22 protein-coding genes are annotated in these 25,556 nt (G+C 74.5%); 10 read left to right on the forward strand and 12 right to left on the reverse strand.

All coding sequences use genetic code 11. From position 1 onward, the window contains the following. Nucleotides 1-49: 49 nt before the first annotated feature. Complete coding sequence (locus H7K62_RS15570; protein WP_186719963.1) at nt 50-991, reverse strand: carbohydrate ABC transporter permease; 942 nt, start codon at nt 989-991, stop codon at nt 50-52. 75 nt (nt 992-1,066) lie between these two features. Continuing rightward, entirely contained in the window at nt 1,067-2,371 is a 1,305-nt protein-coding gene (locus H7K62_RS15575) for an extracellular solute-binding protein (RefSeq protein ID WP_186720156.1), read from the reverse strand. A gap of 406 nt (nt 2,372-2,777) precedes the next feature. Here H7K62_RS15575 and H7K62_RS15580 point away from each other — a divergent pair, with 406 nt between their 5' ends. Next, complete coding sequence (locus H7K62_RS15580; protein ID WP_186719965.1) at nt 2,778-3,833, forward strand: LacI family DNA-binding transcriptional regulator; 1,056 nt, start codon at nt 2,778-2,780, stop codon at nt 3,831-3,833. Between the two features lie 16 nt (nt 3,834-3,849). On the opposite strand, the gene H7K62_RS15585 is transcribed toward H7K62_RS15580, so the two are convergent. After that, the gene (locus tag H7K62_RS15585) at nt 3,850-5,034 is read right to left on the reverse strand and encodes a Gfo/Idh/MocA family protein (protein ID WP_186719967.1); all 1,185 of its coding nucleotides are present in this window, start codon (nt 5,032-5,034) and stop codon (nt 3,850-3,852) included. 70 nt (nt 5,035-5,104) lie between these two features. Next, nucleotides 5,105-6,343, reverse strand: coding sequence for an ROK family protein (locus H7K62_RS15590; RefSeq protein ID WP_222437697.1), 1,239 nt, complete (start codon nt 6,341-6,343; stop codon nt 5,105-5,107). 76 nt (nt 6,344-6,419) lie between these two features. On the opposite strand from H7K62_RS15590, the gene xylA reads away from it, so the two are divergent. Then, on the forward strand, nt 6,420-7,637 hold the full coding sequence (gene xylA, locus H7K62_RS15595; RefSeq protein WP_222437698.1) for a xylose isomerase: 1,218 nt from the start codon (nt 6,420-6,422) through the stop codon (nt 7,635-7,637). Between the two features lie 71 nt (nt 7,638-7,708). Here the strand turns inward: xylA and H7K62_RS15600 are convergent, their stop codons facing one another. Both H7K62_RS15600 and H7K62_RS15605 read right to left on the reverse strand, forming a co-directional pair. Beyond that, nucleotides 7,709-8,971 carry an alpha-hydroxy acid oxidase gene (locus H7K62_RS15600; protein ID WP_186720159.1) on the reverse strand — a complete coding sequence of 421 codons (1,263 nt, stop codon included), beginning with the start codon at nt 8,969-8,971 and terminating at the stop codon, nt 7,709-7,711. Nucleotides 8,972-9,024: 53 nt separating this feature from the next. Then, nucleotides 9,025-10,722, reverse strand: coding sequence for an L-lactate permease (locus H7K62_RS15605; protein WP_186719969.1), 1,698 nt, complete (start codon nt 10,720-10,722; stop codon nt 9,025-9,027). A 121-nt stretch (nt 10,723-10,843) separates the two neighbouring features. Between H7K62_RS15605 and H7K62_RS15610 the strand changes: the two genes are divergently transcribed. Together H7K62_RS15610 and xylB are read left to right on the forward strand one after the other, a co-directional pair. Continuing rightward, nucleotides 10,844-11,569, forward strand: a complete 726-nt coding sequence (locus H7K62_RS15610; protein ID WP_186719971.1) for a FadR/GntR family transcriptional regulator — start codon at nt 10,844-10,846, stop codon at nt 11,567-11,569. 29 nt (nt 11,570-11,598) lie between these two features. Further along, the gene (xylB, locus tag H7K62_RS15615) at nt 11,599-13,038 is read left to right on the forward strand and encodes a xylulokinase (protein WP_186719973.1); all 1,440 of its coding nucleotides are present in this window, start codon (nt 11,599-11,601) and stop codon (nt 13,036-13,038) included. On the opposite strand, the gene H7K62_RS15620 is transcribed toward xylB, so the two are convergent. Next, nucleotides 13,022-14,386 carry a sugar porter family MFS transporter gene (locus H7K62_RS15620; protein WP_186720160.1) on the reverse strand — a complete coding sequence of 455 codons (1,365 nt, stop codon included), beginning with the start codon at nt 14,384-14,386 and terminating at the stop codon, nt 13,022-13,024. The two genes, xylB and H7K62_RS15620, sit on opposite strands and share 17 nt — an antisense overlap. A gap of 152 nt (nt 14,387-14,538) precedes the next feature. On the opposite strand from H7K62_RS15620, the gene H7K62_RS15625 reads away from it, so the two are divergent. The 3 genes from H7K62_RS15625 to H7K62_RS15635 are packed head-to-tail and all read left to right on the forward strand — an operon-like array spanning nt 14,539 to nt 17,285. After that, nucleotides 14,539-15,267, forward strand: coding sequence for a response regulator transcription factor (locus tag H7K62_RS15625; RefSeq protein WP_186719975.1), 729 nt, complete (start codon nt 14,539-14,541; stop codon nt 15,265-15,267). Between the two features lie 17 nt (nt 15,268-15,284). Then, a complete protein-coding gene (locus tag H7K62_RS15630) occupies nt 15,285-16,943 on the forward strand; it encodes a sensor histidine kinase (protein WP_222437700.1) in 1,659 nt (552 codons plus the stop codon). A gap of 51 nt (nt 16,944-16,994) precedes the next feature. After that, nucleotides 16,995-17,285, forward strand: a complete 291-nt coding sequence (locus H7K62_RS15635; RefSeq protein ID WP_186719977.1) for a WXG100 family type VII secretion target — start codon at nt 16,995-16,997, stop codon at nt 17,283-17,285. On the opposite strand, the gene H7K62_RS15640 is transcribed toward H7K62_RS15635, so the two are convergent. Next, nucleotides 17,275-18,210 carry an XdhC family protein gene (locus H7K62_RS15640; RefSeq protein WP_186719979.1) on the reverse strand — a complete coding sequence of 312 codons (936 nt, stop codon included), beginning with the start codon at nt 18,208-18,210 and terminating at the stop codon, nt 17,275-17,277. The two genes, H7K62_RS15635 and H7K62_RS15640, sit on opposite strands and share 11 nt — an antisense overlap. A gap of 27 nt (nt 18,211-18,237) precedes the next feature. On the opposite strand from H7K62_RS15640, the gene H7K62_RS15645 reads away from it, so the two are divergent. Next, nucleotides 18,238-19,077, forward strand: coding sequence for an aldose 1-epimerase (locus H7K62_RS15645; RefSeq protein ID WP_186719981.1), 840 nt, complete (start codon nt 18,238-18,240; stop codon nt 19,075-19,077). Nucleotides 19,078-19,611: 534 nt separating this feature from the next. Here H7K62_RS15645 and H7K62_RS15650 read toward each other — a convergent pair. Next, nucleotides 19,612-21,795 carry a hypothetical protein gene (locus H7K62_RS15650; protein WP_186719983.1) on the reverse strand — a complete coding sequence of 728 codons (2,184 nt, stop codon included), beginning with the start codon at nt 21,793-21,795 and terminating at the stop codon, nt 19,612-19,614. A gap of 224 nt (nt 21,796-22,019) precedes the next feature. Between H7K62_RS15650 and moaA the strand changes: the two genes are divergently transcribed. Both moaA and H7K62_RS15660 read left to right on the forward strand, forming a co-directional pair. Then, nucleotides 22,020-23,183, forward strand: a complete 1,164-nt coding sequence (gene moaA, locus H7K62_RS15655; RefSeq protein ID WP_186719985.1) for a GTP 3',8-cyclase MoaA — start codon at nt 22,020-22,022, stop codon at nt 23,181-23,183. 1 nt (nt 23,184) lies between these two features. Beyond that, nucleotides 23,185-23,445, forward strand: a complete 261-nt coding sequence (locus H7K62_RS15660; RefSeq protein WP_186719987.1) for a MoaD/ThiS family protein — start codon at nt 23,185-23,187, stop codon at nt 23,443-23,445. An 8-nt stretch (nt 23,446-23,453) separates the two neighbouring features. On the opposite strand, the gene H7K62_RS15665 is transcribed toward H7K62_RS15660, so the two are convergent. From H7K62_RS15665 to H7K62_RS15675, 3 genes are read right to left on the reverse strand one after another with little or no spacing between them, the layout of a single operon-like run. Beyond that, entirely contained in the window at nt 23,454-23,765 is a 312-nt protein-coding gene (locus H7K62_RS15665) for a hypothetical protein (RefSeq protein ID WP_186719989.1), read from the reverse strand. Further along, nucleotides 23,762-24,664 (reverse strand): signal peptidase I, encoded by a 903-nt coding sequence (locus H7K62_RS15670; RefSeq protein WP_186719990.1) that lies wholly within the window; start codon nt 24,662-24,664, stop codon nt 23,762-23,764. Before H7K62_RS15670 ends, H7K62_RS15665 begins: the two co-directional genes overlap by 4 nt. A gap of 1 nt (nt 24,665) precedes the next feature. Continuing rightward, nucleotides 24,666-25,511 carry a hypothetical protein gene (locus tag H7K62_RS15675; RefSeq protein ID WP_186719991.1) on the reverse strand — a complete coding sequence of 282 codons (846 nt, stop codon included), beginning with the start codon at nt 25,509-25,511 and terminating at the stop codon, nt 24,666-24,668. Nucleotides 25,512-25,556: the final 45 nt, after the last annotated feature.

Below are 25,556 nucleotides of genomic sequence, written 5' to 3' on the forward strand. Positions count from 1 at the left end.
CCCTGCCAGGGCGGGGGTCGGCGCGGAGCCGGCGCTGAGGTCCGTCACGTCACATGCCTTCCATCTGGCTGCTGGTCTTGTCCTTGCCGCCCAGTCGCTGCAGGAGCTGGGCCAGGCCCAGGCCGATGAGCACGATGAGCACGGCGATGACGCTGGCCGGGCCCATCTGGTTGGCGCGGAAGCCGCGCAGGTACATGTCCAGGGCCAGCACGCGGGTCGCGTCTCCGGGGCCGCCGCCGGTCAGGACGAAGATGAGGTCGAAGGCGGTCATCGAGCCGACCACCATGAGGGTGGAGGAGGTGATGACCGTGTACTTCAGCTGGGGCAGCGTGATCGAGAAGAACTGCCGCACCGTGCCGGCGCCGTCGATGCTGGCCGCCTCGTACATCGTGGTGGGGATCTGCCGCACGCCGCCCTGGTAGATGAGGGAGTGGAACGGCACGTACATCCAGCTGAGCACGAAGATGACCACGAAGAGCACGAGGGTGGGGCTGCCCAGCCAGTTCTGCACCAGCCACGGGATGCCCAGGCTCGCGGCCAGGCCGAAGTTCGGGTCGAGCAGCGCCTTGTAGGCGATGGAGATGGCCGCCGCGCTCATGAGCAGCGGGAGGAAGTACAGCACCGCGAGGAAGGCCCGGTACTTCTGCGTGCCGGCGGTGAAGACGCCCAGCAGCAGGGCCAGCGGCGTCTGCACCAGCCAGCTGAAGATCATGATGCCGAAGGTCAGGCCGAGCGCCTTCCACATCACCGGGTCGGCCAGCACCGAGGTCCAGTTGCCGACGCCCAGCCAGCTGATGGCACCGATGCCGTCCCACTGGGTGAAGCTCAGCACGAGGACGCCCACGAGCGGGACGCCGCCGAAGAAGGCGAAGAACAGCAGCGCCGGCAGCGCCATCCACGCCACGGAGCCGGTCTTGACGCTGCGGTGCTCGGGGGGACTGGTCGGGGCTGCCGTGGCGGGTGCTCGCGTCGTCGCCGCTGAGACGCTCATGGGTGCTGTCCTCTCCTCACGTGCGGGGCCTGACGACGTCGGGGGCGGCCGCGGACGGCCGCCCCCGACGGGTGGTCACTTGCCGAGCGTCGCGTTCATGTTCGTCGCGAACTGCTCCGGCGTGATCGACAGGCTGAAGAGCTGGTCGATGTTGGACAGCAGCGCCTCGGCGGTGGCCGGGGAGAGCGCCTGGTCCCAGGACTGCTGGAAGACCGGGGCGTTCTTGGTGAGGTTGTAGGCGTACTCCAGGAAGTCCTTGTCCTTGGAGGCGGCGAACTTGTCCGCCGCGGAGGCGGCGATGCAGACCTGGCCGCTGTCGATGAACTTCTGGATGACCTCCTCGCTCATGATGCCCTTGGCGAAGAAGTCCTTGGCGACCTTCTGGGCCTCCTCGGAGGCCTTGGAGGAGATCGAGGTGTACTGCCCGGGGTTGCCGCAGGTGTCCTTCGGGTCGCCCTTGCCGCCGGAGACGGTCGGGAAGTCGAACCAGCCGAGGTTGCCCCCGGGGACGAAGTCGCCGCCGTCGTTCTTCATGCCGGCGTAGGTCCACGAGCCGTGCAGCATCATGGCCGTCTTGTCGGTGTACATGAGCGCCTGGTCGGCGTTGCTGTCGGCGGTGATGGACTCGAAGCCCTTGATGAAGCCGCCGGCCTTGACCAGGTCCTGCACCATCGTCAGCGCCTTGATGGCGTCCGCGTTGGACCAGGCGTTGGCCTCGCCCTTGAAGATGGCGTTGAAGACGTCCGGGCCGCCGACCCGGTCGAAGAGGTACTCGAGCCACATCATCGACGTCCAGCGGGACTGCCCCGCGAGGGCGATGGGCGCGATGCCGGCGGCGTTGAGGGTCTTGACCAGCGAGAGCAGCTCGTCCCAGGTCTTCGGCGGAGCGGAGATGCCGGCCTTCGAGAAGACGCGCTTGTTGTAGTAGAAGATGATCGGCGAGGCGTTCTCGTTCGGGTAGGCGTAGATCTTGCCGTCGATCGTGGCCGGGCCGTACGAGGCCGGCAGCACGGCGTTCTTGACGTCCGGGTTCTGGCTGAGCCAGTCCGTGAGGTCGATGACCTGGCCGGCGGCCGCGTAGCTGGCGAGCGTGCCGCCACCCCAGCCGTAGATCATGGTCGGGGCCTGGCCGGCGCCGATGGCCGTCTTGATCTTCGTCTTGTAGGCGTCGTTCTGGAAGAACGTGATGTCGATGGTCTCCTGGGCGTTGGAGGAGTTCCACGACTTGATGTTGTCCTTGCGGATGGTCTCGTTCGGGTCTCCCGAGAGGTACCACCACGAGGCCTTGCCGCCACCACCGCCACCGCCGCCGGAGCCGCCGGTGGTGCCGGGACCGGAGGTCCCGCACGCGGAGAGGGCCGCGCCGGCGAGGGGCGCCATGGCCAGCAGGGAGAGGAAGCCGCGGCGAGAGGTGCCGCTGGCCGTCGAAGAAGCGTCCACGTGAACTCCGTCGTTCGAGCCGCGTCGGCGCGGCGCACCAGTGGTGGTCAGCCGCAACGATCGAAAGTTTCCGACCGTTGCGCTTGCCTGCTGGACAGTAGGAGGCTCCAGCGGGGCCGTCAAGCGAATCCGACCACGTGACAGGTGTTCCGCAGGTCACGATTCCGTCACACTGATCGACAGCGTGATCGATGATCTCAGCGTGAGACGCCACGACGGCGCGTCACCATCCCGCCTCCTCGACCACGTCAGGCGTGCCCCGTGCACCCCGCACCACCCCTACCGGAACTCCGAAAGTTTCGGCTACCATCCGGCGACACCACCGACCCACCGACGGGAGCGGTCCATGACCAGCACCACCGGCCGCATCACCATCGCCGACGTCGCTCGGCAGGCCGGGGTCTCGGTGCCGACGGTCTCGAAGGTCCTCAACGGCCGCGACGACGTGGCCGCCGACACCCGCGACCTCGTGAGCGGCGTCATCGCCAGCTCCGGGTACCGCCCGCGCCGGCGCCAGCGCGAGCACCGCCCCGACTCCCTGCTCGTCGAGCTGGTCATCACCGACCTGGCCAGCGCCTACGCCCTGGAGGTGCTGGCCGGTGCCGAGGGCGGAGCGTCCCGCGCCGGCGCCGGGCTCGTGGTGAACGCCGCGCACGACCACGAGGGCGGCGACAGGTCGTGGCTGAGCGCGCTGCGGGCGCGGCGCCCCTCCGGCGTCGTCCTGGTCATCAACCGCTTCGGCGGCGGCAGCGCGGAGGACGTCGCCAGCCTGGGCGCCCCCGTCGTCCTGCTCGACCCGGCGGGCAGCTCCGACCCGTCGCTGCCCACCGTCGGCGCCACGAACTTCGCCGGCGGGGTGACCGCCACCGAGCACCTGCTCAGCCTCGGGCACCGGCGCATCGGCACCATCACGGGGGTGCCGTTCCTGCTGTGCAGCCAGGAGCGGCTCGAGGGCTTCCGCGCCGCCATGGCGCGCGCGGGCGTACCCGTGGACGAGGCGCTGGTGCACCAGGGCGACTTCACCGCGGCCGGTGGCCAGCGGGCGGCGCGGGCCCTGCTGGACCACCCCGACCCGCCGACGGCCGTCTTCGCCGGGTCGGACCTCATGGCCAGCGGCGTCTACCAGGAGGCGCGGCGGCGCGGGCTCCACGTCCCCGACGACCTGTCCGTGGTCGGCTTCGACGACGTCTCGATGTGCCAGTACATGTCACCGCCGCTGACCACCGTGCGCCAGCCGCTGGGCGAGATGGCCGCGGAGTCGGTGCGGATGGTCCTGGAGGAGGTGCGGGCCCGCCGGTCCGGCCCCGCGCCGCGGCCCCGGACCGGTGCGGCGGCGCCCCACCTGCAGCTGGCGACCCGCCTGGTGGTGCGGGAGAGCACCGCTCCCCCGCACCACCGCTGACGGGCCCCCCGGGGGGTCAGGCGGAGGTCGGCGTCCAGGCGCTGCCCTCGCCGGAGCTGCGCTCGAGGGCGTCCAGCACGCGCTGCACCTGCAGGCCCTCGGCGAACGACGGCGAGGGCTGGCGCCCGGCGGCGATGTCGCCGACGAGGTCCACCACCTGGTGGGTGAAGGTGTGCTCGTAGCCGATGATGTGCCCGGCCGGCCACCAGCCGGCCATCCACGGGTGCTCCGGCTCCGTGACGAGGACGCGCTTGAAGCCCTGGCGGTCAGCGCCCTCGCGGGCGTCGTAGACGTTGAGGACGTTCATGTCTTCGAGGTCGAAGACGATCGCGCCGTCGGAGCCGTAGACCTCCAGGTGCAGCCCGTTCTTGCGACCGGTGGCGAAGCGCGAGGCCTCCAGCGAGACCAGGGCGCCCTCGGTGGTGCGGGCCATCGCCATGGCGGCGTCGTCCACGGTGACCTTCCCGACCTCGTCGCCGGCACCTCCGCTCGAGCTGGCCGACAGGCCGCGCCCGCCGGACAGCGGGCGCTCGGTGACGAACGTGTGCATGAGGCCGCTGACCTGGGCGATCTGCGTGCCCAGCACGTGCTGCACCAGGTCGATGGCGTGGGCACCGATGTCGCCCAGCGCACCGGACCCGGCGAGCTTCTTGTCCAGCCGCCACGTCATGGGCGCGCTGGCGTCGGACAGCCAGTCCTGCAGGTAGGAGGCGCGCACCTGCCGCACCTGGCCCACGGCGCCCTCGGCCACGAGCTGCTTGGCGAACGCGACGGCGGGCACGCGGCGGTAGCTGAACCCGACCATGGCCTTCGCACCGGAGGCGGCGGCCTTCTCGGCGGCGGCGTTCATGGCCTCGGCCTCGGCGAGGGTGTTGCCCAGGGGCTTCTCGCAGAGCACGTGCTTGCCGGCCTCCAGGGCCGCGATGGCGACCTCGGCGTGCGCGTCACCGGGGGCGACGACGTCCACCAGGTCGACGTCGTCGCGGGCGATGACCTCCCGCCAGTCCGTGGCTGAGCCCTCCCAGCCGAACTTCGCCGCGGCGGCCGCGGCGCGGCCGGCGTCGCGGCCGACCACCACCGAGCGCCGGACCTCCAGCGGCAGGTCGAAGAAGTGCGGTGCCACCCGCCACGCCTGGCTGTGGGCGGCTCCCATGAAGCCGTGCCCGACCATCGCGACCCGCAGCGCGCCTGTCTGTGCCATGACTGCTCCTCAGTGAGCTCGGTTCGTGCCGTCGATTCGCATCGATGGGTGTGGACGGTAGCGAACGCCCTCAGCCGAGCAGCGCCGCCGGGGCGTCGAGCACGCGCTGCAGCACGAGCGCCGCCGCGCCCATGACGGCGGCGTCGGCACCGGTGGTGGACACCCTCACGGGCACCCCCAGCAGCCGCGCGCGCAGCACGCGCTCGCCCAGCTCGCGCTCCAGCGGCGCCGCCAGCCAGGGCGCGAGCGGCGCGCAGGTGCCGCCGAGCACCACCGCGTCGACGTCGAGGAGGTTCACCGCACCGGCCAGGGCCACCCCGAGCGCGCGGCCGGCCTCCTCGAGCGCGCCCAGGGCCGCCGGCGCCCCGGCCTCGGCCGCGCGCCGCAGGGCGTCCGCCCCCGTGCCGTCACCGGCCAGGCCGGCGCGCCGCAGCAGCGCCTCCTGCCCGGCGTACGCCTCCAGGCAGCCGCGGGCGCCGCAGCCGCAGCGGGGTCCGGCGGGGTCCACCGTGACGTGCCCGAGCTCACCGCTCCAGCCGCGCTCGCCGCGCAGCGGCCGCCCGTCCAGCACCACCCCGGCACCGATGCCGACCTCCCCCGTGACCAGCACGAACGACGTCCCGCCCAGGGAGCCGTCGAGAGCGTCGCCGGGGTGCCACAGCTCCGCCACCGCGGCCAGCGCCGCCTCGTTGTCGACGGCGAGCGGCAGTCCCGCCAGGCCCGGGTGCGCCCCCAGCAGCGCGAGCACGTCGACGTCGCGCCAGCCCAGGTTGGGCGCCAGGCGCAGCCGCCCGGCGGCGGAGTCCACCAGACCGGGCAGCGCCCAGGCCCCGCCCACCACCTCCAGCCCCTGCGCCCGCGCCTGCGCGAGCGCGGCGCCCGCCAGCTCGGCGGAGGCGGCGAGCACCCGCTCGGGAGCGCCGGTGCGGTCCACGGAGCCCCGCGCCACCCGTGCGCGGACGGCGCCGGTGAGGTCCCGCACGCAGGCGACCACGTGGCTGGCGCCCAGCTCCACGCCGAGCGCGGCGACGCGCCCGCCCGAGAGGCGCAGCCCGTTCGCGGGCCGGCCGGCGCCGGTGCGCGGCGGCGGCGGGAGCTCCTCCAGCAGCCCGGCGGCGAGCAGCACGTCGACCAGGGCCGAGACCGTGCCGCGCGCCAGGCCGGTCGCGGCGGCGAGGGCCGCGCGGGAGGGCGCGGCGTCGTCGTCGGCACCGCCAGCGGCGGCGACGCGCGCCAGGAGGGTGGCGAGGTTGCGGTCGCGCAGGTCGCGCTGGCGCGCCGGCTCGCGCACCGGCTCGACGGGGGGCACCCGTTGACACTCCCACGGCGAGCACATAAGTTCAATCACAGAACAAATACCGACCTCGACGCAGAGGAGCACCACCGTGGCCGCCCCGATCTCAGCTCAGCACCTCACGCCCACCCCCGAGGACAAGTTCTCCTTCGGCCTCTGGACCGTCGGGTGGGCCGCCGCCGACCCGTTCGGCGCCGCCACCCGCCCCGACGTCGACGTCATCGACGCCGCCCGCCGCCTGGCCGACCTCGGCGCCTACGGCATCACCTTCCACGACGACGACGTCGTCCCCTTCGAGGTGGGCCACAAGGACCCGGCCGGGCGCGACGAGATCCTCGGCCGCCTCAAGAAGGTCGTCTCCGACACCGGCCTCGCCGTGCCGATGGTGACCACCAACCTCTTCAGCCACCCGGTGTTCAAGGAGGGCGCGTTCACGGCGAACGACCGCGACGTCCGCCGCTTCGCGCTGCGCAAGGCCTTCCGCCAGCTGCAGCTCGGCGCCGAGCTCGGCGCGCAGACGTTCGTCATGTGGGGCGGCCGCGAAGGCGCCGAGGTCGACGGCGCCAAGGACATCAAGGCCGCGCTGGACCGCTACGCCGAGGCCGTCAACCTGCTGACGACGTACATCACCGAGCAGGGCCTCGACATGCGCATCGCCATCGAGCCCAAGCCGAACGAGCCCCGCGGCGACATCCTGCTGCCCACGGTCGGCCACGCCATCGCCTTCTCCTACACCCTCGAGCACCCGCACCTCGTGGGCGTGAACCCCGAGGTCGGGCACGAGCAGATGTCCAACCTCAACTTCACCGCCGGCATCGCGCAGGCGCTCGCCGCCGGCAAGCTGTTCCACATCGACCTCAACGGCCAGCACGGCCCCAAGTTCGACCAGGACCTCGTCTTCGGCCACGGCGACCTGCTCTCCGCCTTCTGGACCGTCGACCTCCTCGAGAACGGCTTCCCGGGCGGCGGGCCCACCTACTCGGGCCCGAAGCACTTCGACTACAAGCCCAACCGCACCGAGGACTTCGACGGCATCTGGGCCTCGGCCGCGGCCAACATGCGCACCTACCTGCTGCTCAAGGAGCGTGCGCTGGCCTTCCGCGCCGACCCGGAGGTCCAGGCCGCGCTGCAGACCGCCAGCGTCACCGAGCTGGCCGTCCCCACCCTCTCGCCGGGTGAGTCGCTGGCCGACATCGTCGCCGACCGCTCCGCGTTCGAGGACTTCGACGCGGACGCCAAGGGCAAGCGCGGCTACGGCATCGGCAACCTCGACCAGCTGGCCATCGAGCACCTCATGGGCGCCCGCTGACCCACCGCTGACGGCTGAGGGCCGGTCGCCCGTGGTCACCACCACGGGCGGCCGGCCCTCAGCCGTCCGCCTCAGACCCGCAGCGCGTCCCGCTCCAGGGCGCGCGGCGCGAGCCGCTGCAGCTGCGTCACGTGCTGCGGGCCGAGCTCGGCGAGCTCGGAGACCTGCAGCAGACGCATGGTGCGCTCCACCTGCTCGCGCAGGATGGCGATGGCGCGGTCGACGCCGGGGCGCCCGCCGGCCATGAGGCCGTACAGGTAGGCGCGGCCGATGAGGGTGAACTTCGCCCCCAGGGCGATCGACGCGACGACGTCGGCACCGTCCATGATCCCGGTGTCGACCATGACCTCGGTGTCGGCGCCCACCTCGCGCACCACCTCGGGGAGCAGGTGGAACGGCACCGGGGCCCGGTCGAGCTGGCGGCCGCCGTGGTTGGACAGCACGATCCCGTCGACGCCGAGGTCGGCGAGGCGCTTGGAGTCCTCGAGGTTCTGCACGCCCTTGACCACGAGCTTGCCCGGCCACATCGAGCGGATCACGGCGAGGTCGTCGTAGGAGATCGACGGGTCCATCGCGGAGTTCAGCAGCTCCCCCACGGTGCCGCCGGTGGCCGACAGGGAGGCGAACTCCAGCTTGGGGGTGGTGAGGAAGTCGTACCACCACCACGGGCGCGTCGCGGTGTTGAGGACCGTGCCCAGGCTGAGCTGCGGGGGGATGGAGAAGCCGTTGCGCTTGTCGCGCAGGCGGGCCCCGGCCACCGGGGTGTCCACGGTGAAGAACAGGGTGTCGAAGCCGGCCTTCGCGGCGCGCTCGACCAGCCCGTAGGAGATCTCCCGCTGGCGCATGACGTAGAGCTGGAACCAGTTGCGCCCGTGCGGGTTGGCGGCCTTCACGCCCTCGATGGAGGTGGTGCCGAGGGTGGACAGCGTGAAGGGGATGCCGGCCGCCCCCGCGGCGCCGGCGCCGGCCGTCTCGCCCTCGGTCTGCATGAGGCGCGTGAAGCCGGTGGGGGCGATGCCGAACGGCAGCGCGGACGGGCCGCCGAGCACCGTGCAGGACGTGTCCGCGCGGGTGGCGTCCCGCAGGATGCTGGGGTGGAACTCGACGTCGAGGAACGCCTGGCGGGCCCGCTGCATCGAGATCTCGCCGTCGGCGGCGCCGTCGGTGTAGTCGAAGGCCGCGGCGGGCGTGCGGCGCTTGGCGATGGCGCGCAGGTCGTGGATGGTGAGCGCGCTCTCCAGCCGGCGCCTGCGCCCGTCGAGGGTCGGCTTCTTGAACTTCACGAGTTCGAGCAGCTCGCGGGGCTTGGGGGCCTGGCGCTGGACGACGGACACGGGGGTCACCTCTCTGGTGGTGCGGAGACGGGTGGGCAGGTCCGGCGGCGGGGTCACGGGAGCATCCAGGAGAGCACGCTCGACTGCAGGCCGACCAGCAGGCAGAGGGCGAGCAGCATGCCGAGGCTCCACCAGACGACGCGGCGCAGGATCTCGGACTCGCGGCCCACCAGCCCCACCGCGGTGGCGGCGATGGCCAGGTTCTGCGGGCTGATCATCTTGCCGACGACGCCGCCGGAGGTGTTGGCAGCCACCAGCAGGGTCGGGTCGAGGCCGATGCGCTCGGCGGCGCTCTGCTGGAGGGTGGCGAACAGGGCGTTGGCGCTGGTGTCCGAGCCGGTCACGGCGGTGCCGAGCCAGCCGAGCACCGGGGAGAGGAAGGCGAACGCGGCGCCGGTCCCGGCGATCCACGCACCGATGGTGAGGGTCTGGCCCGACTGGTTCATGACGTAGGCCAGCGCCAGCACCGAGCCGACGGTGAGCATCGAGAACCGCAGCTTCACCACCGTGTCCACCCACGCCCGCGCGACCTGGCCCAGCCCCAGGCCCTGCACGAGGCCCACGACGACGCCGCACCCCAGCAGCAGGGTGCCCGCGGAGGACAGCCACGGCAGCGTGTAGGTGGTGGAGGCGAGGGGTGCGCCCGCGGCGTTGAGCACGGCGCCGTCCAGGCCCGGCCAGGGGACCTTCACGTCGGTGCCGACGAGGGCCTCCTTCAGCGGCGTCCACAGCTTGGCCAGGGCGAAGACCACGACCACCAGGAGGTAGGGGAAGAGCGCGCTGACGACGACGCCCGGCGTCAGCCTCTGCGCACCGCCGGCCGCGGTGGTGGCGGTGGCCGCGCTCGCGGGGACGGCGGGGCCACCGGCCCCGGCGCCCACCAGCGCCTCCTCGCGCTGCCGGTCGAGCAGCAGCCGCTCGCGGGCCCGCTCGGTGCCGGTGGGGCGCCAGAAGCGCAGCAGCACCACCGCCGCGGCCACCCCGACCAGCGAGGCGACGATGTCGGTGAGCTCCACGGACACGTAGGTGGCGGCCAGCCACTGGGCCACGCCGAAGGAGAGCCCGACCGCGACCGCCGCGGGCCACGTCTCGCGCAGGCCGCGCCGCCCGTCGGCGATGAGCACGAGCAGGGCGGGCACCACCATCGCGATCAGCGGGGTCTGGTGCCCGACCACGGCGCCGATCTCGTGGTAGTCGATGCCGGTGAGGTTGCCGGCGGTGACGATCGGGATGCCCACGGCGCCGAAGGCGACCGGAGCGGTGTTGGCCAGCAGGACGACGACGGCGGCGCGCATCGGCGCGAACCCGACGGCCAGGAGCATCACGCCGGTGATGGCGACCGGGGCGCCGAAGCCCGCGAGCGCCTCGAGCAGGCCGCCGAAGCCGAAGGCGATGATGATCGCCTGGATGCGGGGGTCGTCGGAGACGGCGTCGATGACGCGGCGGAGCAGCTCGAAGCGGCCGCTGCGGACCGTCAGCTCGTACAGCCAGATGGCGTTGAGCACGATCCAGATGATGGGGAAGATCCCGAACGCGAACCCCTGGGTGGCCGACAGGCCGGCCAGGGGCGCGGGCATCCCGTAGGCGGCGACGGCGACCAGCACGGCCACCGCCAGGCCCGACAGCCCGGCCCAGTGCGCCTTCCAGCGCAGGACGCCGAGGGTCACGAAGACCGTGACCAGGGGAAGGGCTGCCACGAGCGCTGACAGCCCGAGGCTGCCGAGCGGCGCGAGCTGCTGCGCGTACGTCATGGGTGGACTCCGTTCGAACGTCGTCGTTCTAATGGTCTGACCGCTGAATGGACCATACTCTGCGCGGTCAGAGGGGTCAACCATGCGTGCGGCTCGACCGACCACCTGCTATCAAGGGCGGATGTCCTCGGATTCCGCCGGACCCGACTGGAAGCCCCTGCGCCGGGCCAGCGCCCACGAGCTGGTCATCGAGGCGATCGAGGACCAGATCGAGGCCGGGGCGCTGCGGGTGGGAGACCCGCTGCCCCCGGAGCGCGAGCTCGCCGCCCGCCTCGGCGTCAGCCGCGCCGGCGTTCGCGAGGCCGTCCGGGTGCTCGAGAGCCAGGGGGTCCTGCGCTCGCGGCCCGGCGTCGACGGCGGCACCTTCGTCACCCCCGTCCCCCGCGAGGCGCTGACGCGCTTCCTGCGGCTGCACATCGCGCTGTCCAACTTCGCCCTCGAGGACGTCGTCGACGCGCGGGTGGTGCTCGAGCGCGCGAGCGCGGTGCGCGCCGCCGAGGCCCGCACCGAGGCGGGCATGGCCGCGATGCGCGACGCGCTCGCCGCGATGGAGGCCCCCGGGGTCAGCCGGGAGGACTTCAACGCCGCTGACACGGCCTTCCACTCCGGCCTGGCCGAGGCCTCCGGCAGCGCCGTCTCCTCGGCGCTGACCGTCTCGATCCGCACGGCGATGCGCGGGCCGATCCTGGAGGCGATGCAGCGCAGCACCTCCTGGGAGGCCGTCTCGGCCCAGCTGCGCGCCGAGCACCGCGCCATCTACGACGCCGTGGCCGCGGGCGACGGCGAGACCGCCGCCGACCTCGTGGACCGCCACGTCCGCAGGGCCGCCGCCGACCTGCACCTGTGATCGAGAGCACGGACGGCAGACTGGGCGCCATGGCGAAGAAGCTGGTCGCGGGGATCGACACCTCGACGCAGTCCTGCAAGGTCGTGATCCGCGACGCGGAGTCCGGCGAGCTGGTCCGGAAGGGGCGCGCGTCCCACCCGGACGGCACGGAGGTCCACCCCCGCGAGTGGGAGCGCGCGCTGCGCGAGGCCGTCGACGCGGCAGGGGGCCTGGACGACGTCGACGCCGTGGGCGTCGGCGGCCAGCAGCACGGCATGGTCTGCCTCGACGAGCGCGGCGAGGTGGTCCGCCCGGCCCTGCTGTGGAACGACACGCGCTCGGCGCAGGCCGCCCGGGACCTCGTCTCCGAGCTGGGCGCGCAGGCCTGGGCGGACGCGGTCGGGCTGGTCCCGGTGGCGTCCTTCACCGGCACCAAGCTGCGCTGGCTGGCCGACGCCGAGCCGGAGAACGCCGACCGGACCGCCGCCGTCTGCCTCCCCCACGACTGGCTGACGTGGCGCCTCGCCGGCGGCTTCGAGGCGGTCGGCCTGGAGGGCCTGTTCACCGACGCCGGTGACGCCTCCGGCACGGCGTACTTCTCCGCGGAGAGCGGGGAGTACCGCCGCGACCTGCTCGAGCTGGCCTTCCGCGGGCGCTCGCCGCTGCTCCCCCGCGTGGTCGGCCCGTCCGAGGCCGGCGGGGAGCTGTCCGCGGCCTGGGGCCGCGAGGGCGCGCTGCTGGCCCCCGGGACCGGCGACAACGCCGCCGCCGCGCTCGGCCTGGCGGCCCGCGAGGGCGACGTCGTCCTGTCCCTGGGCACGTCCGGGGTGGTGGGCGCGGTCACCGAGACCGCCGTGCACGACGCCTCCGGCACGATCGCCGGCTTCGCCGACGCCACGGGGCGCCACCTGCCGCTGGTCGTGACGCTCAACGCCGCGCAGGTGCTCGACGCCACCGCGAAGCTGCTCGGCGTCGACCACGCGGGCCTCGCCGAGCTCGCGCTCTCGGCCCCCGCGGGCGCCGACGGCCTCGTCCTCGTGCCCTACCTGCAGGGCGAGCGCACCCCCAACCGCCCCGAGGCGACCGGCGCGATGCACGGCCTCACCCTGAAGACCATGACGCCCGCCCACGTGGCGCGCGCCGCCGTGGAGGGCCTGCTGTGCGGCCTGGCCGACGGCATCGCCGCGCTCGAGGCGCAGGGGGTCTCCGTGCGCCGGGTGCTCATGGTCGGCGGTGGCGCCCGCTCGGCCGCGGTGCAGCAGCTGGCGCCGTCGGTGCTCGGCCGCCAGGTCGTCGTCCCCCAGCCCGGCGAGTACGTCGCCGACGGTGGGGCCCGCCAGGCGGCCTGGGTGCTCTCCGGCGCCGACGCCCCTCCGGAGTGGTCGCTCGCCCCGGCGCAGGTCTTCGACCTCGACGACGACGCGCGCGCGTCCGGTGAGCGGGTGCGCGCCCGCTACGCCGAGGTGCGGGACCTCACCGACGGGGTCTGAAGTCGGCGGGGGCGAACCGGCCCTCGCCCAGGTGCGACTCGATCGACTCCAGGCTCCGGCCCGTCAGCTCCGGCATCTTCTTCCACACGAAGAGCCACGCGGCCGCGTTGAAGGCGGCGTAGACGAGCATCGTCGGGCCGGGGCCGATCCCGTTGATGACGGACAGGGTGGTCAGCGTGATGACGAGGTTCGTCGTCCACAGCACCGCGGCCTGCGCCGACGTGCCCGCGGCGCGGACGGCCAGCGGGTAGACCTCCGAGCCCGTCAGCCAGCCCATGAGCTGCAGGCCCCCGGCGTTGAAGAGCATGAAGACGACCAGGCAGGCGACGATGAACGGGATCGACCCGCGCACGTCGTCGCCGGAGACGATGAACACCACGCCCAGGGCCACCAGCGCGAGCGCCGCCCCGGGGACCATGACGAGCGTCAGGCGCCGTCGACCGACCCTGTCGACGATCGCCAGCCCGACCAGCATCATCACGAGGTAGGTCACGCCGAGGGCCACGCTGACGTCCAGGGCGGCGGAGCGCGAGAAGCCGTTGTCGGTGAGGATCGTCGGCGCGTAGTAGATGATCATCTCGATCCCGGACAGCTGGGTGAAGAGGGCGATCCCGCAGCCGACGAGCAGCGCGGGGCGCACCCACGCCTGTCGCAGGCCGCTCCAGCCGCGGTGGCCGTCGCTCTCGGACTGCTCGTCGCGGACGTTGCCAACGATCTCGTCCAGCTCCTCGCCCACGTCGCTGCCGGAGGGGCGCACGCGTTCCAGCACGCCGCGCGCGTCGTCCTCCCGGTCCTGCCCGACGAGCCAGCGGGGGCTCTCCGGCAGGCGCAGCACCAGGAGCAGGAGCACCGCGGCCGGCACGGCCGCGAGCCCGATCGACCAGCGCCAGCTGAGCGCCTGGCTCGCGCCCACCAGGGTGGAGACGACGATGCCCACGCCGATGCCCACCTGGAACGTCAGCACCAGCCGGCCGCGCACGGCGGGCGGGGCCAGCTCTGCCACGAACATCGGAACGGTCTGCGTGGCACCCCCCACGGCGAAGCCCAGCACCACGCGAGCCGCGGCCAGGGTCCAGGCGTCGGGGGCCACCGAGCACAGCAGCGCGCCGACCACGAAGACCGACCCGATGATGATCATCGTGACGTGCCGACCCCGCCGCTCCGACAGCCGCGAGCACACGAGAGCACCGACGACGGCCCCCAGGAGGATGCCGCCGGCGATCACCTGCTCCATCCCGTGCTCGATGCCGAACTCGTCGCTGATCTGCAGCAGCGCGCCGGAGATGATGCCGGTGTCGTAGCCGTAGAGCAGGGAGGCCAGCGCCGACACGGCGGCCGTCGCGACGATGGCCGGCGTCATGGCCGACCCCCTGCTGGCCTGCACGTGCTCCCGCGTCCGCTCTGACACGCGCCCAGCAGACACCCGGCACCCTCCCAGCGCACGGCGATCTAGCACCGGACGTGCAGACAACTCCCAGGGTCGGCGTCCAGACTCCTCCCATGACCAGCACAGCCGCCGAGGCGCGCCTCCTCGTCGTCGACGACGAGCCCAACATCCGAGAGCTCCTGTCGACCTCGTTGCGCTTCGCCGGCTTCGAGGTCCACACGGCCGCGGACGGGCAGGAGGCGCTCAGCCAGGCCGAGCGCACCCGCCCCGACCTCGTGGTCCTCGACGTCATGCTCCCCGACCTCGACGGCTTCGCCGTGACCCGCCGCCTGCGCGAGCGCGGCCGCGACGTGCCCGTGCTGTTCCTCACCGCCAAGGACGACGTCGCCGACCGCGTCGCCGGCCTCACCGTGGGCGGCGACGACTACGTCACCAAGCCGTTCAGCCTGGAGGAGGTCGTGGCGCGCATCCGCGCGGTGCTGCGGCGCACCGGCTCCGGTGCGGACCCGGCCGCGGGCCGCCTCGTCTTCGCCGACCTCGAGATGGACGAGGACAGCCACGAGGTCCACCGCGCCGGGCACGCCGTGGAGCTGTCCCCCACCGAGTTCAAGCTGCTGCGCTACCTCATGCTCAACCCCAACCGGGTGCTGTCGAAGACGCAGATCCTCGACCACGTGTGGCACTACGACTTCGGCGGCGAGGCGGGGATCGTGGAGTCCTACATCTCCTACCTGCGCCGCAAGATCGACACCGGGACGGACGCCGACGGCAACGCCGTGCAGCCGCTGATCCACACCCGTCGCGGCGTGGGCTACGTGCTGCGCCTCCCCCCGGCCGCCTGATCCCCGACGGGAGCCCCGTGACGGACCGCGCGGTCGAGCAGGCCCCCCAGGACACGACGACGACGACGGACGCCGTCCCCCGGACTGCGCCGCGCGGGGTGCGGGGGGCGTACGGCACCGCCCGTGAGCGGGTGATGGAGCACGGGCACGCCCTCTCGCTGCGCGCCCGGCTCATCGCCGTGGTCACGGGCCTGCTGATCGTCGCGCTGCTGCTCACCGGCACCGTGACCCTGCTCGTGCTGCAGCGCGTGCTGCTCGCCCAGACCGACGAGCAGCTGCGCACCGCTCTGACGACGGCGCCCGAGATCCTCGACGCCAACAGCGTGCCCCAGCAGGGGGGGCCGACCGACTACGTCGTGCAGGTCAGCGACAGCGACGGCAACGTCCTGGGACTGTCACCGCGGCCGGCGGCAGGTGCACCACCGGCGAAGGTCACCCGGCTCGAGGGCATCACCAGCGCGTGGGTGGACGAGCACCGCAACCGCGGGGTCACGATCAGGTCTGCGGACGGCGAGGAGTGGCGCGTCATCGCCGTCCCGCTGCGATCCACCTCCGGGGAGTCCGTCGCCGTGGCCCGGTCGCTCACACCGGTCGACCACACGCTCAAGGACGTCGCCGCGTACTTCGTGCTGGTCGGCGTCGTCGTCGTCGTCGCCTGCGTGGTGCTGGGCGCGTACGGCGTGCGCCGCGCCTTCCGGCCGCTGCGCGACGTCGAGGCCGTGGCGGCGGCGTTCGGCGGCGGTGACACGAGCCGCCGGGTGCCGGTGGTCGCACCCGGCACCGAGGTGGGCCGCCTGGGCGCCGCGATCAACGGCATGCTCGACGACATCGAGACCTCGCTCGCCGCGCGCGAGGCCTCCGAGGGTCGCATGCGCCGCTTCGTCGCCGACGCCAGCCACGAGCTGCGCACGCCGCTGTCGGCCATCCGCGGCTTCGCGGAGATGCACCGGATGGGCATCGTGCGCAAGGAGGCCGACGTCACCACGGCCTTCAGCCGGATCGAGTCCGAGGCGACGCGCATGGGCGGCCTCGTGGAGGACCTCCTCGTCCTCGCCCGCCTCGACGAGCAGCGCCCGATGCGCCGCGACCCGGTGGACCTCTTCGCCATCGTCGCCGACGCGCGGCACGACGCGCGGGCCCTGGCCCCGGACCGCGCCATCGGCGTGACCGGGGTGGACGGTGCGCCGCCGCGGCCCGTGGTGGTGATCGGTGAGGAGGCCAAGCTGCGCCAGGTGCTGGCCAACCTCATCGGCAACGCCCTGCGGCACACCCCGGCGGGCACGCCGGTGGAGCTGGGCGTGGGCCAGCGCGACGGGTGGGCGGTGTGGGCCGTCAGCGACCACGGCCCCGGCATCCCCCCGGAGGACGCCGCGCGCGTCTTCGAGAGGTTCTGGCGCGCCGACTCCTCGCGCCAGCGCGGCGCGGGCGGCGGCGCGGGGCTGGGCATGGCGATCGTCGCGGGCATCGTGCAGGCGCACGGCGGTGCGGTGCGGGTGGTGCAGACGCCGGGCGGTGGCGCGACCATCGAGGTGGCGCTCCCGCTGGCTGACGCTCCGCCCGCGGAGGACCAGCAGGACGACGACGAGCCACCCACACCTGTGGACGGACCTGTGGACGACGGTGCTCTGTCCACAGGCGGCGCCTCGGACCAGCGCGCGCAGCCCGGCCTTCCCTAGCGTCGTGGCGTGCCCCGCAGCCCGCGGCGGCCACGAGCAGCGGAGGTCCCCATGAGCAGGTTCCAGGTCGACAGCAGCGAGGTCCAGAGCGCCAGCGGTGCCGTCGCGGGGTCCGCGAGCGTCATCACCACCGAGGTCGACGCGATGATGCGCCACCTGCTGGACCTGCAGAGCAGCTGGCAGGGCGCGGCGTCCACCTCCTTCCAGGGCGTGGTCGCGCAGTGGCGCGCCACGCAGGAGCAGGTGCGGGCGTCGCTGGAGTCCATCGGGCAGGCCCTGGCGTCCACCGGCCGCACCTACGAGCAGGCCGAGGCCGACGCGGTGCGCGTCTTCAGCCGCTGACGCGCAGCGGCCCGGTGCCGTCGCGCAGCAGGCCGCCGGTGCGCCCGTGGCGGACCGCCACCAGCTCGGCGGCGATGCTGAGCGCCATCTCCGCGGGGGTGCGCCCCCCGAGGTCCAGGCCGACGGGGTCGTGGAGGCGGGCGAGCTCGGCCTCCTCCACGCCGCGAGCCGCGAGGTCCGCGCGGCGGGCGGCGCAGGTCCTGCGGGAGCCCATCGCCCCCACGTAGCCCAGGTCGAGGCGCAGGGCCATCTCGAGCAGCGGCAGGTCGAACTTGGCGTCGTGGGTGAGCACCACGAGGGAGGTCGCCGGGCCCAGCTGGCCGGCCGCGGCCTGGGCCGCGAGCCACCGGTGCGGCCAGTCGAGCACCACCTCGTCGGCGGAGGGGACGCGGTGCTCGGTGGCGAAGGCCTCGCGCGCGTCCACCACCGTGGTCCGCATCCCCAGCAGCCGGGCCTGGGCTGCGAGGGCCTCGGCGGCGGTCCCGGCACCGGCCACCACGAGGTGCTCCGGCGGGCGGACCACCAGGTCCACCGCTCCCCCGCCGGGCAGCGGCAGGGCCACGTGCGCGGCGCGGCGGGCGTCACGCGCGGCCGCCAGCGCGTCCAGCCGGGCCGCCAGCTCGTCGTCGAGCGGCGTGATGAGCACGTCCAGGGCGCCGCCGCACGGCAGGCCGACGGCCGCGGCGTCGTCGTCGGTGACCCCGTAGTGGACGAGCTCTGGCGCGGAGGCCTCGGTGGCGCGCACCAGGACGTCGCCCTCCACGCAGCCCCCGGACACGCTGCCGAGAGCGGTGCCGTCGTCGAGCACGGCCATCGCCGACCCGACGGGGCGAGGCGACGACGCCCAGGTGGCGGCGACCACGGCCAGGACGACGCGCCGCCCCGCGGCGCGGGCGGCCACCACGGCGTCGATGATGTCGAGCACCAGGGCATCTTGCGCCAGGCTGGGCCCGTGGAGCTGACCTCGGGCGCGACGCGCCTCACCGTGGACGAGGCCTTCGGGGCCCGGATCGCCTCCCTGCTCGTGCCCGGGGCGGCGGGTGACCTGCAGCTGGTGGGGCGCTACAGCGAGACCCCGCACGGCTGGGGCGCCTTCCCGATGGTCCCGTGGGCGGGCCGGGTCCGGGACGCCCGCCTCACCTGGCACGGCCGGACGGTCGACCTGCCGCCCAACAAGGCACCGCACGCCATCCACGGGACGGTGGCGCGGGTCCCGTGGCAGGTGGTGGAGGCGCAGGCCCACCACGCGGTGCTGCGCTGCGACCTCGGGGAGCACTGGCCGTGGCCCGGGCACGCCGAGATCCGCTACGACCTCTCGCCGTCGTCGCTGGAGCTGCGCCTGGAGTGCTGGAACGACGGCTCGGACGCCGACGGGCCGATGCCCGCGTGGATCGGCATGCACCCGTGGCACCCGCGCTTCGTGGGTGGTGCCGAGGCCGAGCTCGAGGTCCCCCTGGCGGACCCCGCCACCGCGGTGATGGTCAAGGACGACGACGGCATCAGCGACGGGCGCCGCGGCCCGCTGCCGGCCGGTGCCCCGAACCAGCACCGCATCGACGAGGCGCTGGCCGGGGTGGTCTGGCCGGCCACCATCACCTGGCCGGGGGTGGCGCGCCTGCAGGTCAGCTCCGACGCCGAGTACGGCGTGGTCTTCACCGAGCGCGACGAAGCCGTGTGTGTGGAGCCGCAGACCGGTCCTCCGGACGCCGCGGCGCTGGGCCTGGCGCACAGCGTCGCCCCCGGTGAGGCGCACGTGCTGCACATGACCTGGCGGTGGACCACCGAGCTCTGACCCCTCACGCCGCGAGGCCGGCGAGCCGCGGGCCGTCTCCGGGGGTCGCGCCTCCGGTCGAACGCCGCGCTGACCAGCAAGACCGGATGACCGTCGAGCGGCGGGAAGTCGCGGTCGGGATGGGGTGCCAGGGGGCGCAGGAGGATGCTGGCGCGTACCTGCCCGGGATCCAGGGCCAGGACGGCGGCGGACACGATGGCGCCGTTGGAGTAGCCGAGCAGCACCGGACGCTGCCCGCGATCGTGGTGCAGGCGGCGGAGGAGACGTCGCAGTGCCTCTGCCCCGAGGCGGAGGTCGCCGTCGTCGAGGGCGCGGTCGGGGTGGCGCCGGAAGAAGGCGAACCCGCCCTCCCAGGGGATGCGTCCGCGCACGCCGACGACCTCGTGGCCGGGGCAGGCGCCGCGGGCGAAGGCCAGGAGCGACGTCTCGTCCTGACCGCTGCCGTGGAGCAGGACGACGACGGGGGCGCCCGGCTGGCCGGGCCAGGTCCTGGTGACGAGGTCCGGTGGCTCCACGAGGCGATCGTCCCGCGCGTCAGAAGGGCGGGTCGAGGGGGAAGCCGCGGGTGGGGTCGACCGGCCTGCGCACCGGACCGGTCGACGGCACCCGCGACGGGGGTGCCCACGCGCGGTACCTCGGGATCGGGTCGGTGTACCGGCGCGGGCGGGTGACGTGGTCGATGCCCAAGGGCGAGCGCCAGTGGGCGTGCCCAGCGGCGCACCGCCAGTGCTGCCAGCGCGCGCTCCACGCCACGTCGGCGGCGGTGCGGGGATCACCGGCGTGCTTGCGCCGGTGGGCGCGGCGGGACTTGGGGTCCAGGTTGCACGCGCACGTCGGACCGCCCTGACCGGGCAGGTGCCCCCAGGCGGTGACGTGGTCCAGGTCCGCCTTCCCCGCGGGCAGGCGGTCCCCGGGACCGGTGGAGGTACCCCACAGCGCGATGAGGTGGCGGCGCAGCGCCTCGGGTGGGTCGTGAGGGCCACCGCCGATGCGGCTCACGGGGCAGGCGGCGGGGTCGACCGGCTCACAGGTCCCCGCCTGGCAGGGATCGGCGAGCTCGTTGGCCTCGACGGGGTCACCGACGTCATCGAGGTCAGTGACAGAGGTGAGGTCCGCCGGTGGTGGTGGCAGCTGCTGGATCGGTCGGCCACGGAAGAACCCCGCCCGCCTGCCACCGGACGGTGGCGAGGGCGGTGGCTGTGGTGGTGGTCCGCTGTCGCCACCTGGGGCTTGAGGGCCTCCGGGACCGGGACCGGGACCGGAGTCGGGGCCGGGGCCGGGGTCGGTGAGCCACGACGCGGGGTAGGTGTGCCCGTCCACGGCGATGAGGTCACCGGTGAACGGATCGGTCAGCACCCGCCGCAACCGGCAGCTGGCCCAGCGCAGCTGCTGACGCACCAGCCACGCCGGCACCCACCCGTACCCCTCGACGTAGCCGGGGTCATCATCGACGCCGACCAGCGCGGGCAGGCTGATGCGGATCTCCACGCTCGTCCCGGAGGCCCACCCCGCGCTGGAAGCGTCCAACGCCTCCGGGCGCACCGCCCCCAACGCGGTCACGGCGGCGTCGAAGGCGTGCGCGGCCGCTGGCCGCTCATCAGGCTGGTCGGGGTCATCGGCGTAGGGATCCCCACCCCCGGGGGCGGGCACCCCCTCGCGGGCGGCAGTGCGGGCAGCGGCCAGGTTCGCCCTGGCCGCCGCTCGCACCTTCAGTGCTACCGCGGCCACCGCGGTGACCGGCCCGATCAGGCTCAGCCTGGCCTGCCCGTCGCCGAGTGCGGTGTAGCAGACCCGCCGCGCGGAGGTCTTGGCCCGCACCCGCCGCGTCGCCGCTTCCGGGTCGTGCAGGTGGACCTGGTGGTCGACCTCGTCGCGCAGACTGGCCAGGGTCAACCCGACCCCGACCGCCTCGGGGCCGAACAGGTGCTCGTCGATCGTCGCCGCCGCCACCGGGTCCACCTCGGCGAGACGGTTGGCGGTCGCGGTCAGCCCCGCCATGCTCAGCTGCCCCGCAGCCAGACGGTCCAACGCGTGCGGCATCACCGCCACCACCCGCGCGGCCAACAGCACCTGCGCGGCGGCGGTGTACTCCGTCCACCCCAGCGCCGGAGCCAGCTCAGCGACCAGGTCCTCCAGGCCCGCCGCAGCCACCGCCTGCGCCTGGCCGGCGAACGCCGCACCCACGCCGCCACCACGACCACCACCGTCGTCGTCGTCGGGGAGGGCGGGACCGCGGCGGGCGCGCCGGTACAGCACCGACAGTTCCGCCAGGTCACGGATCTGTCCGGCCTGGATCGAGCCGATGAGGGCTTCCTTGGTGCGCATCCGGGTCAGCACCCGCGCGGCGGTGGCCACGTCCTCGCGCTCGGCGCGCACCGCCGCGACCACCGCCCGACCGGCCTCGTCCTGGCCGGCCAGCCAGCAGCAGAAGGCGAACACGACGGCGTCGGTGGCATCGTCGGGACCGCAGACCGGGCGCAGGTCGGCATCGAGGTGGTCGTAGGCGCAGCACAGCTGCACCTCGCTGAGCGCGTCAGGGCCGGGCAGGCGACCGGCAGCGGCGATCGCGTCCCGGGCGGGACGGTGCCGCTCCGGGCGTGGACCCCGCACCGGACCCGGGGCCAGCACCCCCGGTACCCGCCGCCGGCGACGCCGCCGCGGAGGAGGGGTGGGCGCGGCGGAGGGGGTGCCTCCGCTGGTGCGCTCGCCGCCGCTCACGGACCTGATCTTACCGAACAGGTGTTCGCTTCTGCAACCCCGGAAAGGCCCCTGACCTGCGCCGGAGCACCTCCAGGCGCGCCCCACCGCCCCTGACGGCGCCAGGGTGGGCTCCTCTGCGACCAGGGGGCCACGGGCGCTCCTGAGAGCGTCCGCACGCGGGTCCCGTGCCCCGTCCGGGCGTCCGCCCGCCGGTCGGGGTCGGTCCCGCGACCTACGCTGGTGTGGTGAGCATCGCCCTCGGCATCCCCCGGCTGCGCAGCGCTGGGCCCGCCGGGAGCGGCAGTCCCGCCGCCGCGGACCTCGTCAGGCCCCTGCCGGCGGACCGCCCCACGGGGGCCCAGGTGCCCGGGCTGCTCGACCGCCACGGCCGCACGGCCACCGACCTGCGCGTCAGCCTCACCGACCGCTGCAACCTGCGCTGCACCTACTGCATGCCGCCGGAGGGCCTGGACTGGACGCCCGCCTCGCAGCTGCTCAGCGACGACGAGGTGGTGCGGCTCATCACCGTGGCCGTCGAGAGGCTCGGGGTCGACGAGGTCCGCTTCACCGGCGGCGAGCCGCTGCTGCGCAAGGGCCTCGAGCGCATCGTCGCGGCGACCTCTTCACTGCGCACGGCTGACGGTCGCGCGCCCGAGACGTCGCTGACCACCAACGCGCTCGGGCTGGAGCGGCGCGCAGCCGCCCTCGCCTCGGCGGGCCTCACCCGCGTGAACGCCTCGCTCGACACGCTGCAGCGCGAGCGCTTCGCGTCCATCACCCACCGCGACCGCCTCGACGACGTCCTCGCGGGTCTGCGCGCCGCCGCGGACGCGGGCCTCGGCCCGGTGAAGGTCAACGCCGTGCTGCTGCGCGGCGTCAACGACGACGAGGCGCCTGACCTGCTCGAGTGGGCGCTGCGCGAGGGCTACCAGCTGCGGTTCATCGAGCAGATGCCGCTGGACCCGCACGGCGCCTGGGACCGCTCGCAGATGGTCGACGCCGCCGAGGTGCTCGCCTCGCTGGCCGCGCGCTTCCAGCTCACGCCGGAACCGAGCTCGGTGCGGGGGTCCTCCCCCGCGGAGCTGTGGCACGTGCGCCACCCCGACACCCCCGCGGACGGCGAGGAGCTGGGCACCGTCGGCGTCATCGCCTCGGTGACGCGCCCGTTCTGCGCAGACTGCGACCGCACCCGGCTCACCGCGGACGGCCAGGTCCGCGAGTGCCTGTTCGGCTCCCGCGAGCACGACCTGCGCGCCCTCCTGCGCGGCGGCGTCACGGACGAGCAGCTGGCCGACGCCTGGCGCGGTGCCATGTGGGGCAAGGTCGCCGGGCACGGCAGCGACGACGCCGACGCCGTCGGCTTCGGGCAGCGCCCCACCCGCCCGATGAGCGCGATCGGCGGCTGAGGTGGAGCTGCAGGTGCGCTACTTCGCGGGTGCGGCCGCCGCCGCGGGCGTCGACGAGGAGCTGGTCGAGGTCGACGACGACGCCACGGCCGCCCAGCTGGTGGCCGTGCTGGCGCGGCGCCACCCCCGGCTCGTGCCGGTGCTCGAGGTGGCGAGCCTGCTGGCGGACGAGGTCGCTGTGCGCGACCGCGGCCAGCGGCTCGTGGCACCGGCGGGACGCCGGCTGCAGGTGGACGTCCTGCCCCCGTTCGCCGGCGGCTGACCGGACCCTCAGGACGACGGCGACGGCGACGACGACGGCGACGACGGCGCTGCGCTGGCGCTCGGGGTGACCGGCGCGGACGGGCTCGCGGTCGCGGACGGGTGGGGCGCTGCGGTGCGGGCGGGGGCGGCGCGCCAGGTGCCGGCGGTCACGGTCGCGTGCGCCACGGCGGTGCCGCTGAGCTCGGCGCGGGTGGTTCCCGTCCCCGAGGCCAGCGCTCCCGCGGCCGCACCGACGGCGCTGCCGGTCAGCCAGCAGCCGGCTGCGCCGGCGCCGAGCGCTGCGAGCGCCACGAGCTGCCGCGCGCGCGAGCGCGTCACGCCCCCAGCCGCGGTGACCCCGGGCCGAGCGGGGCGGACAGGGCGCCGCTGCGCTGCACGTCAGCCCGCGCCAGGGCCCTGAACCGGGCCACCGCCTCGTCCACCACCGCCGGCGCCGCGGTCAGCGCCACGCTGACGGTGGTGTCCGTGGTGGCCAGCACCGAGCCGGCGCAGGCCTCCACGGCGCGCTCGAAGGCGTCGACGTCGAGGGCGTCGCCGGCCTCGAGCGTCACGACGGCCAGCTCGCGGCTCGCGGTGCGCCCCGGCCACGCCGCGGCCGGGGCGGCCGGCCTCCGGCGGCGCTCCCGCGCCTCCGCGACCACCTGGCAGCCGGCGTACACGAGCAGCCCGACCCCCGCCAGGAGCACCGCCACGACGCGCTCCGAGAGCCCGCCGGCGCTGCCGCGCAGCAGGTCGCTGGCGTACCCGACCCACGGCACGGAGTACCAGAGCTCGCCCCGGACGGCGCTGGCGGGGACCAGCGGGTCGTCGTCGTCGTTCGCGTCACCGCGGGTGGTGAGCTGCAGCGCGCCGGACGCGTCGTGCCCGGTGCCCACCACGCGGTGGGTGACCAGCGCTCCCCCGCCGGCCACCTCGTAGGTCACCACGTCGCCGACGTGCAGCGAGGCCGGGTCCACCGGGCGCACCACCGCCACCGACCCCGGGGGGATGCCGGGCGCCATGCTGCCGGTGAGCACCACCAGGGGCGTCGCGCCCGCGGCCCGCGGCACCACCACCGCGGCGCCCAGGGCCGCCAGGACCGCCACCAGCGCCGCTACGGCGAGGACCGTCACCAGCCCCCGCAGGGCGTTGCGCGCGGCTCCCCGTGCCGCGGCCCGCGCGGGTCGGGGGACCACCGCGGTGTGGCGGCCCGTGCGCGCCGCCGACGACGCGGACACGTCAGGTCTTGGCCGCGCTCGGAGAGGCGGAGCTCGGGGAGGCGGAGCTCGGGGAGGCGGAGCTCGGGGAGGTCGTGCCGGTGGGGCTCGACGGGCTCGCGCTCGGCGTGACGACCTGGGCGAGGCGGAGCCGCACGTCGAAGTCGGCCGTGTCCCCCTGCACCGCGTTGTTGTCGTCGCGCAGCGGCAGGGTCAGGGTGACGCGCACGCACTCCGCGCCGCCCGCCGGAACCGGCGCCAGGTCGGAGAAGTCGAAGTACCGCGGACCGTTGACCACCGCGGCGAGCGAGGCGGGGTCGGCCCGGTAGGTCTCCACGGAGGTGGAGGTGGAGGTCGACCCGGGCGAGGTGACGGTCTTGGTGGTGGTCACGGGCGCGGTCGGCACCGGCCCCACCAGGACGCCCGCGCGGCCCGCGGTGGCCGCGGGGCAGCGCGCCCCGACACCGCTGCCGGGAACGGCGGGGAACGCCACGGCGGAGACGAGGGCCTGGTTGGCCAGGTCGCCGAGGCCGCCGGCGTTGCTGGCGCAGTCGGCGTCGTAGAGCACCTCGTCACCGCTGCAGCCGTTCTCGCGGTTCACGAGGTTGGCCAGGGACACGCCCACGGAGGCCGGCACGGCGCTGGTGTTCTCCACGAGGAAGGCCTGGGAGACCCCGGCGCCGCCGGGCACCAGGGCGCCGCCGGTGGGGGCACCGGCCGTCGCGGCACCCACCGAGAAGCTCGCCGCCGTGATCCGCGCGGCCGTGACGGTGCTCGTGGAGGAGAACGCGGCGTACGTGGTGCCCGCGCCGAGCAGCGCGAGCGCGCCGCCGCCGGCCAGGGCCGCCTTGATGATCCGTCCGTTCATGGGACCCAGGGTCGGGGGCCCGGACGGGCGCGGTCATCGTCGAAA

This window comes from Quadrisphaera sp. RL12-1S (assembly GCF_014270065.1).
Taxonomy (GTDB): Bacteria; Actinomycetota; Actinomycetes; order Actinomycetales; family Quadrisphaeraceae; genus Quadrisphaera.

What these genes read in the sequence shown, in the direction of transcription:
- H7K62_RS15635 (WP_186719977.1), top strand. Translation starts at nt 16,995, where the DNA reads ATGAGCAGGTTCCAGGTCGACAGCAGCGAGGTCCAGAGCGCCAGCGGT.
- H7K62_RS15585 (WP_186719967.1), bottom strand. Translation starts at nt 5,034, where the DNA reads ATGGCACAGACAGGCGCGCTGCGGGTCGCGATGGTCGGGCACGGCTTC.
- H7K62_RS15605 (WP_186719969.1), bottom strand. Translation starts at nt 10,722, where the DNA reads ATGACGTACGCGCAGCAGCTCGCGCCGCTCGGCAGCCTCGGGCTGTCA.
- H7K62_RS15610 (WP_186719971.1), top strand. Translation starts at nt 10,844, where the DNA reads ATGTCCTCGGATTCCGCCGGACCCGACTGGAAGCCCCTGCGCCGGGCC.
- H7K62_RS15580 (WP_186719965.1), top strand. Translation starts at nt 2,778, where the DNA reads ATGACCAGCACCACCGGCCGCATCACCATCGCCGACGTCGCTCGGCAG.
- H7K62_RS15570 (WP_186719963.1), bottom strand. Translation starts at nt 991, where the DNA reads ATGAGCGTCTCAGCGGCGACGACGCGAGCACCCGCCACGGCAGCCCCG.
- H7K62_RS15575 (WP_186720156.1), bottom strand. Translation starts at nt 2,371, where the DNA reads ATGGCGCCCCTCGCCGGCGCGGCCCTCTCCGCGTGCGGGACCTCCGGT.
- xylB (WP_186719973.1), top strand. Translation starts at nt 11,599, where the DNA reads ATGGCGAAGAAGCTGGTCGCGGGGATCGACACCTCGACGCAGTCCTGC.
- H7K62_RS15675 (WP_186719991.1), bottom strand. Translation starts at nt 25,511, where the DNA reads ATGAACGGACGGATCATCAAGGCGGCCCTGGCCGGCGGCGGCGCGCTC.
- H7K62_RS15625 (WP_186719975.1), top strand. Translation starts at nt 14,539, where the DNA reads ATGACCAGCACAGCCGCCGAGGCGCGCCTCCTCGTCGTCGACGACGAG.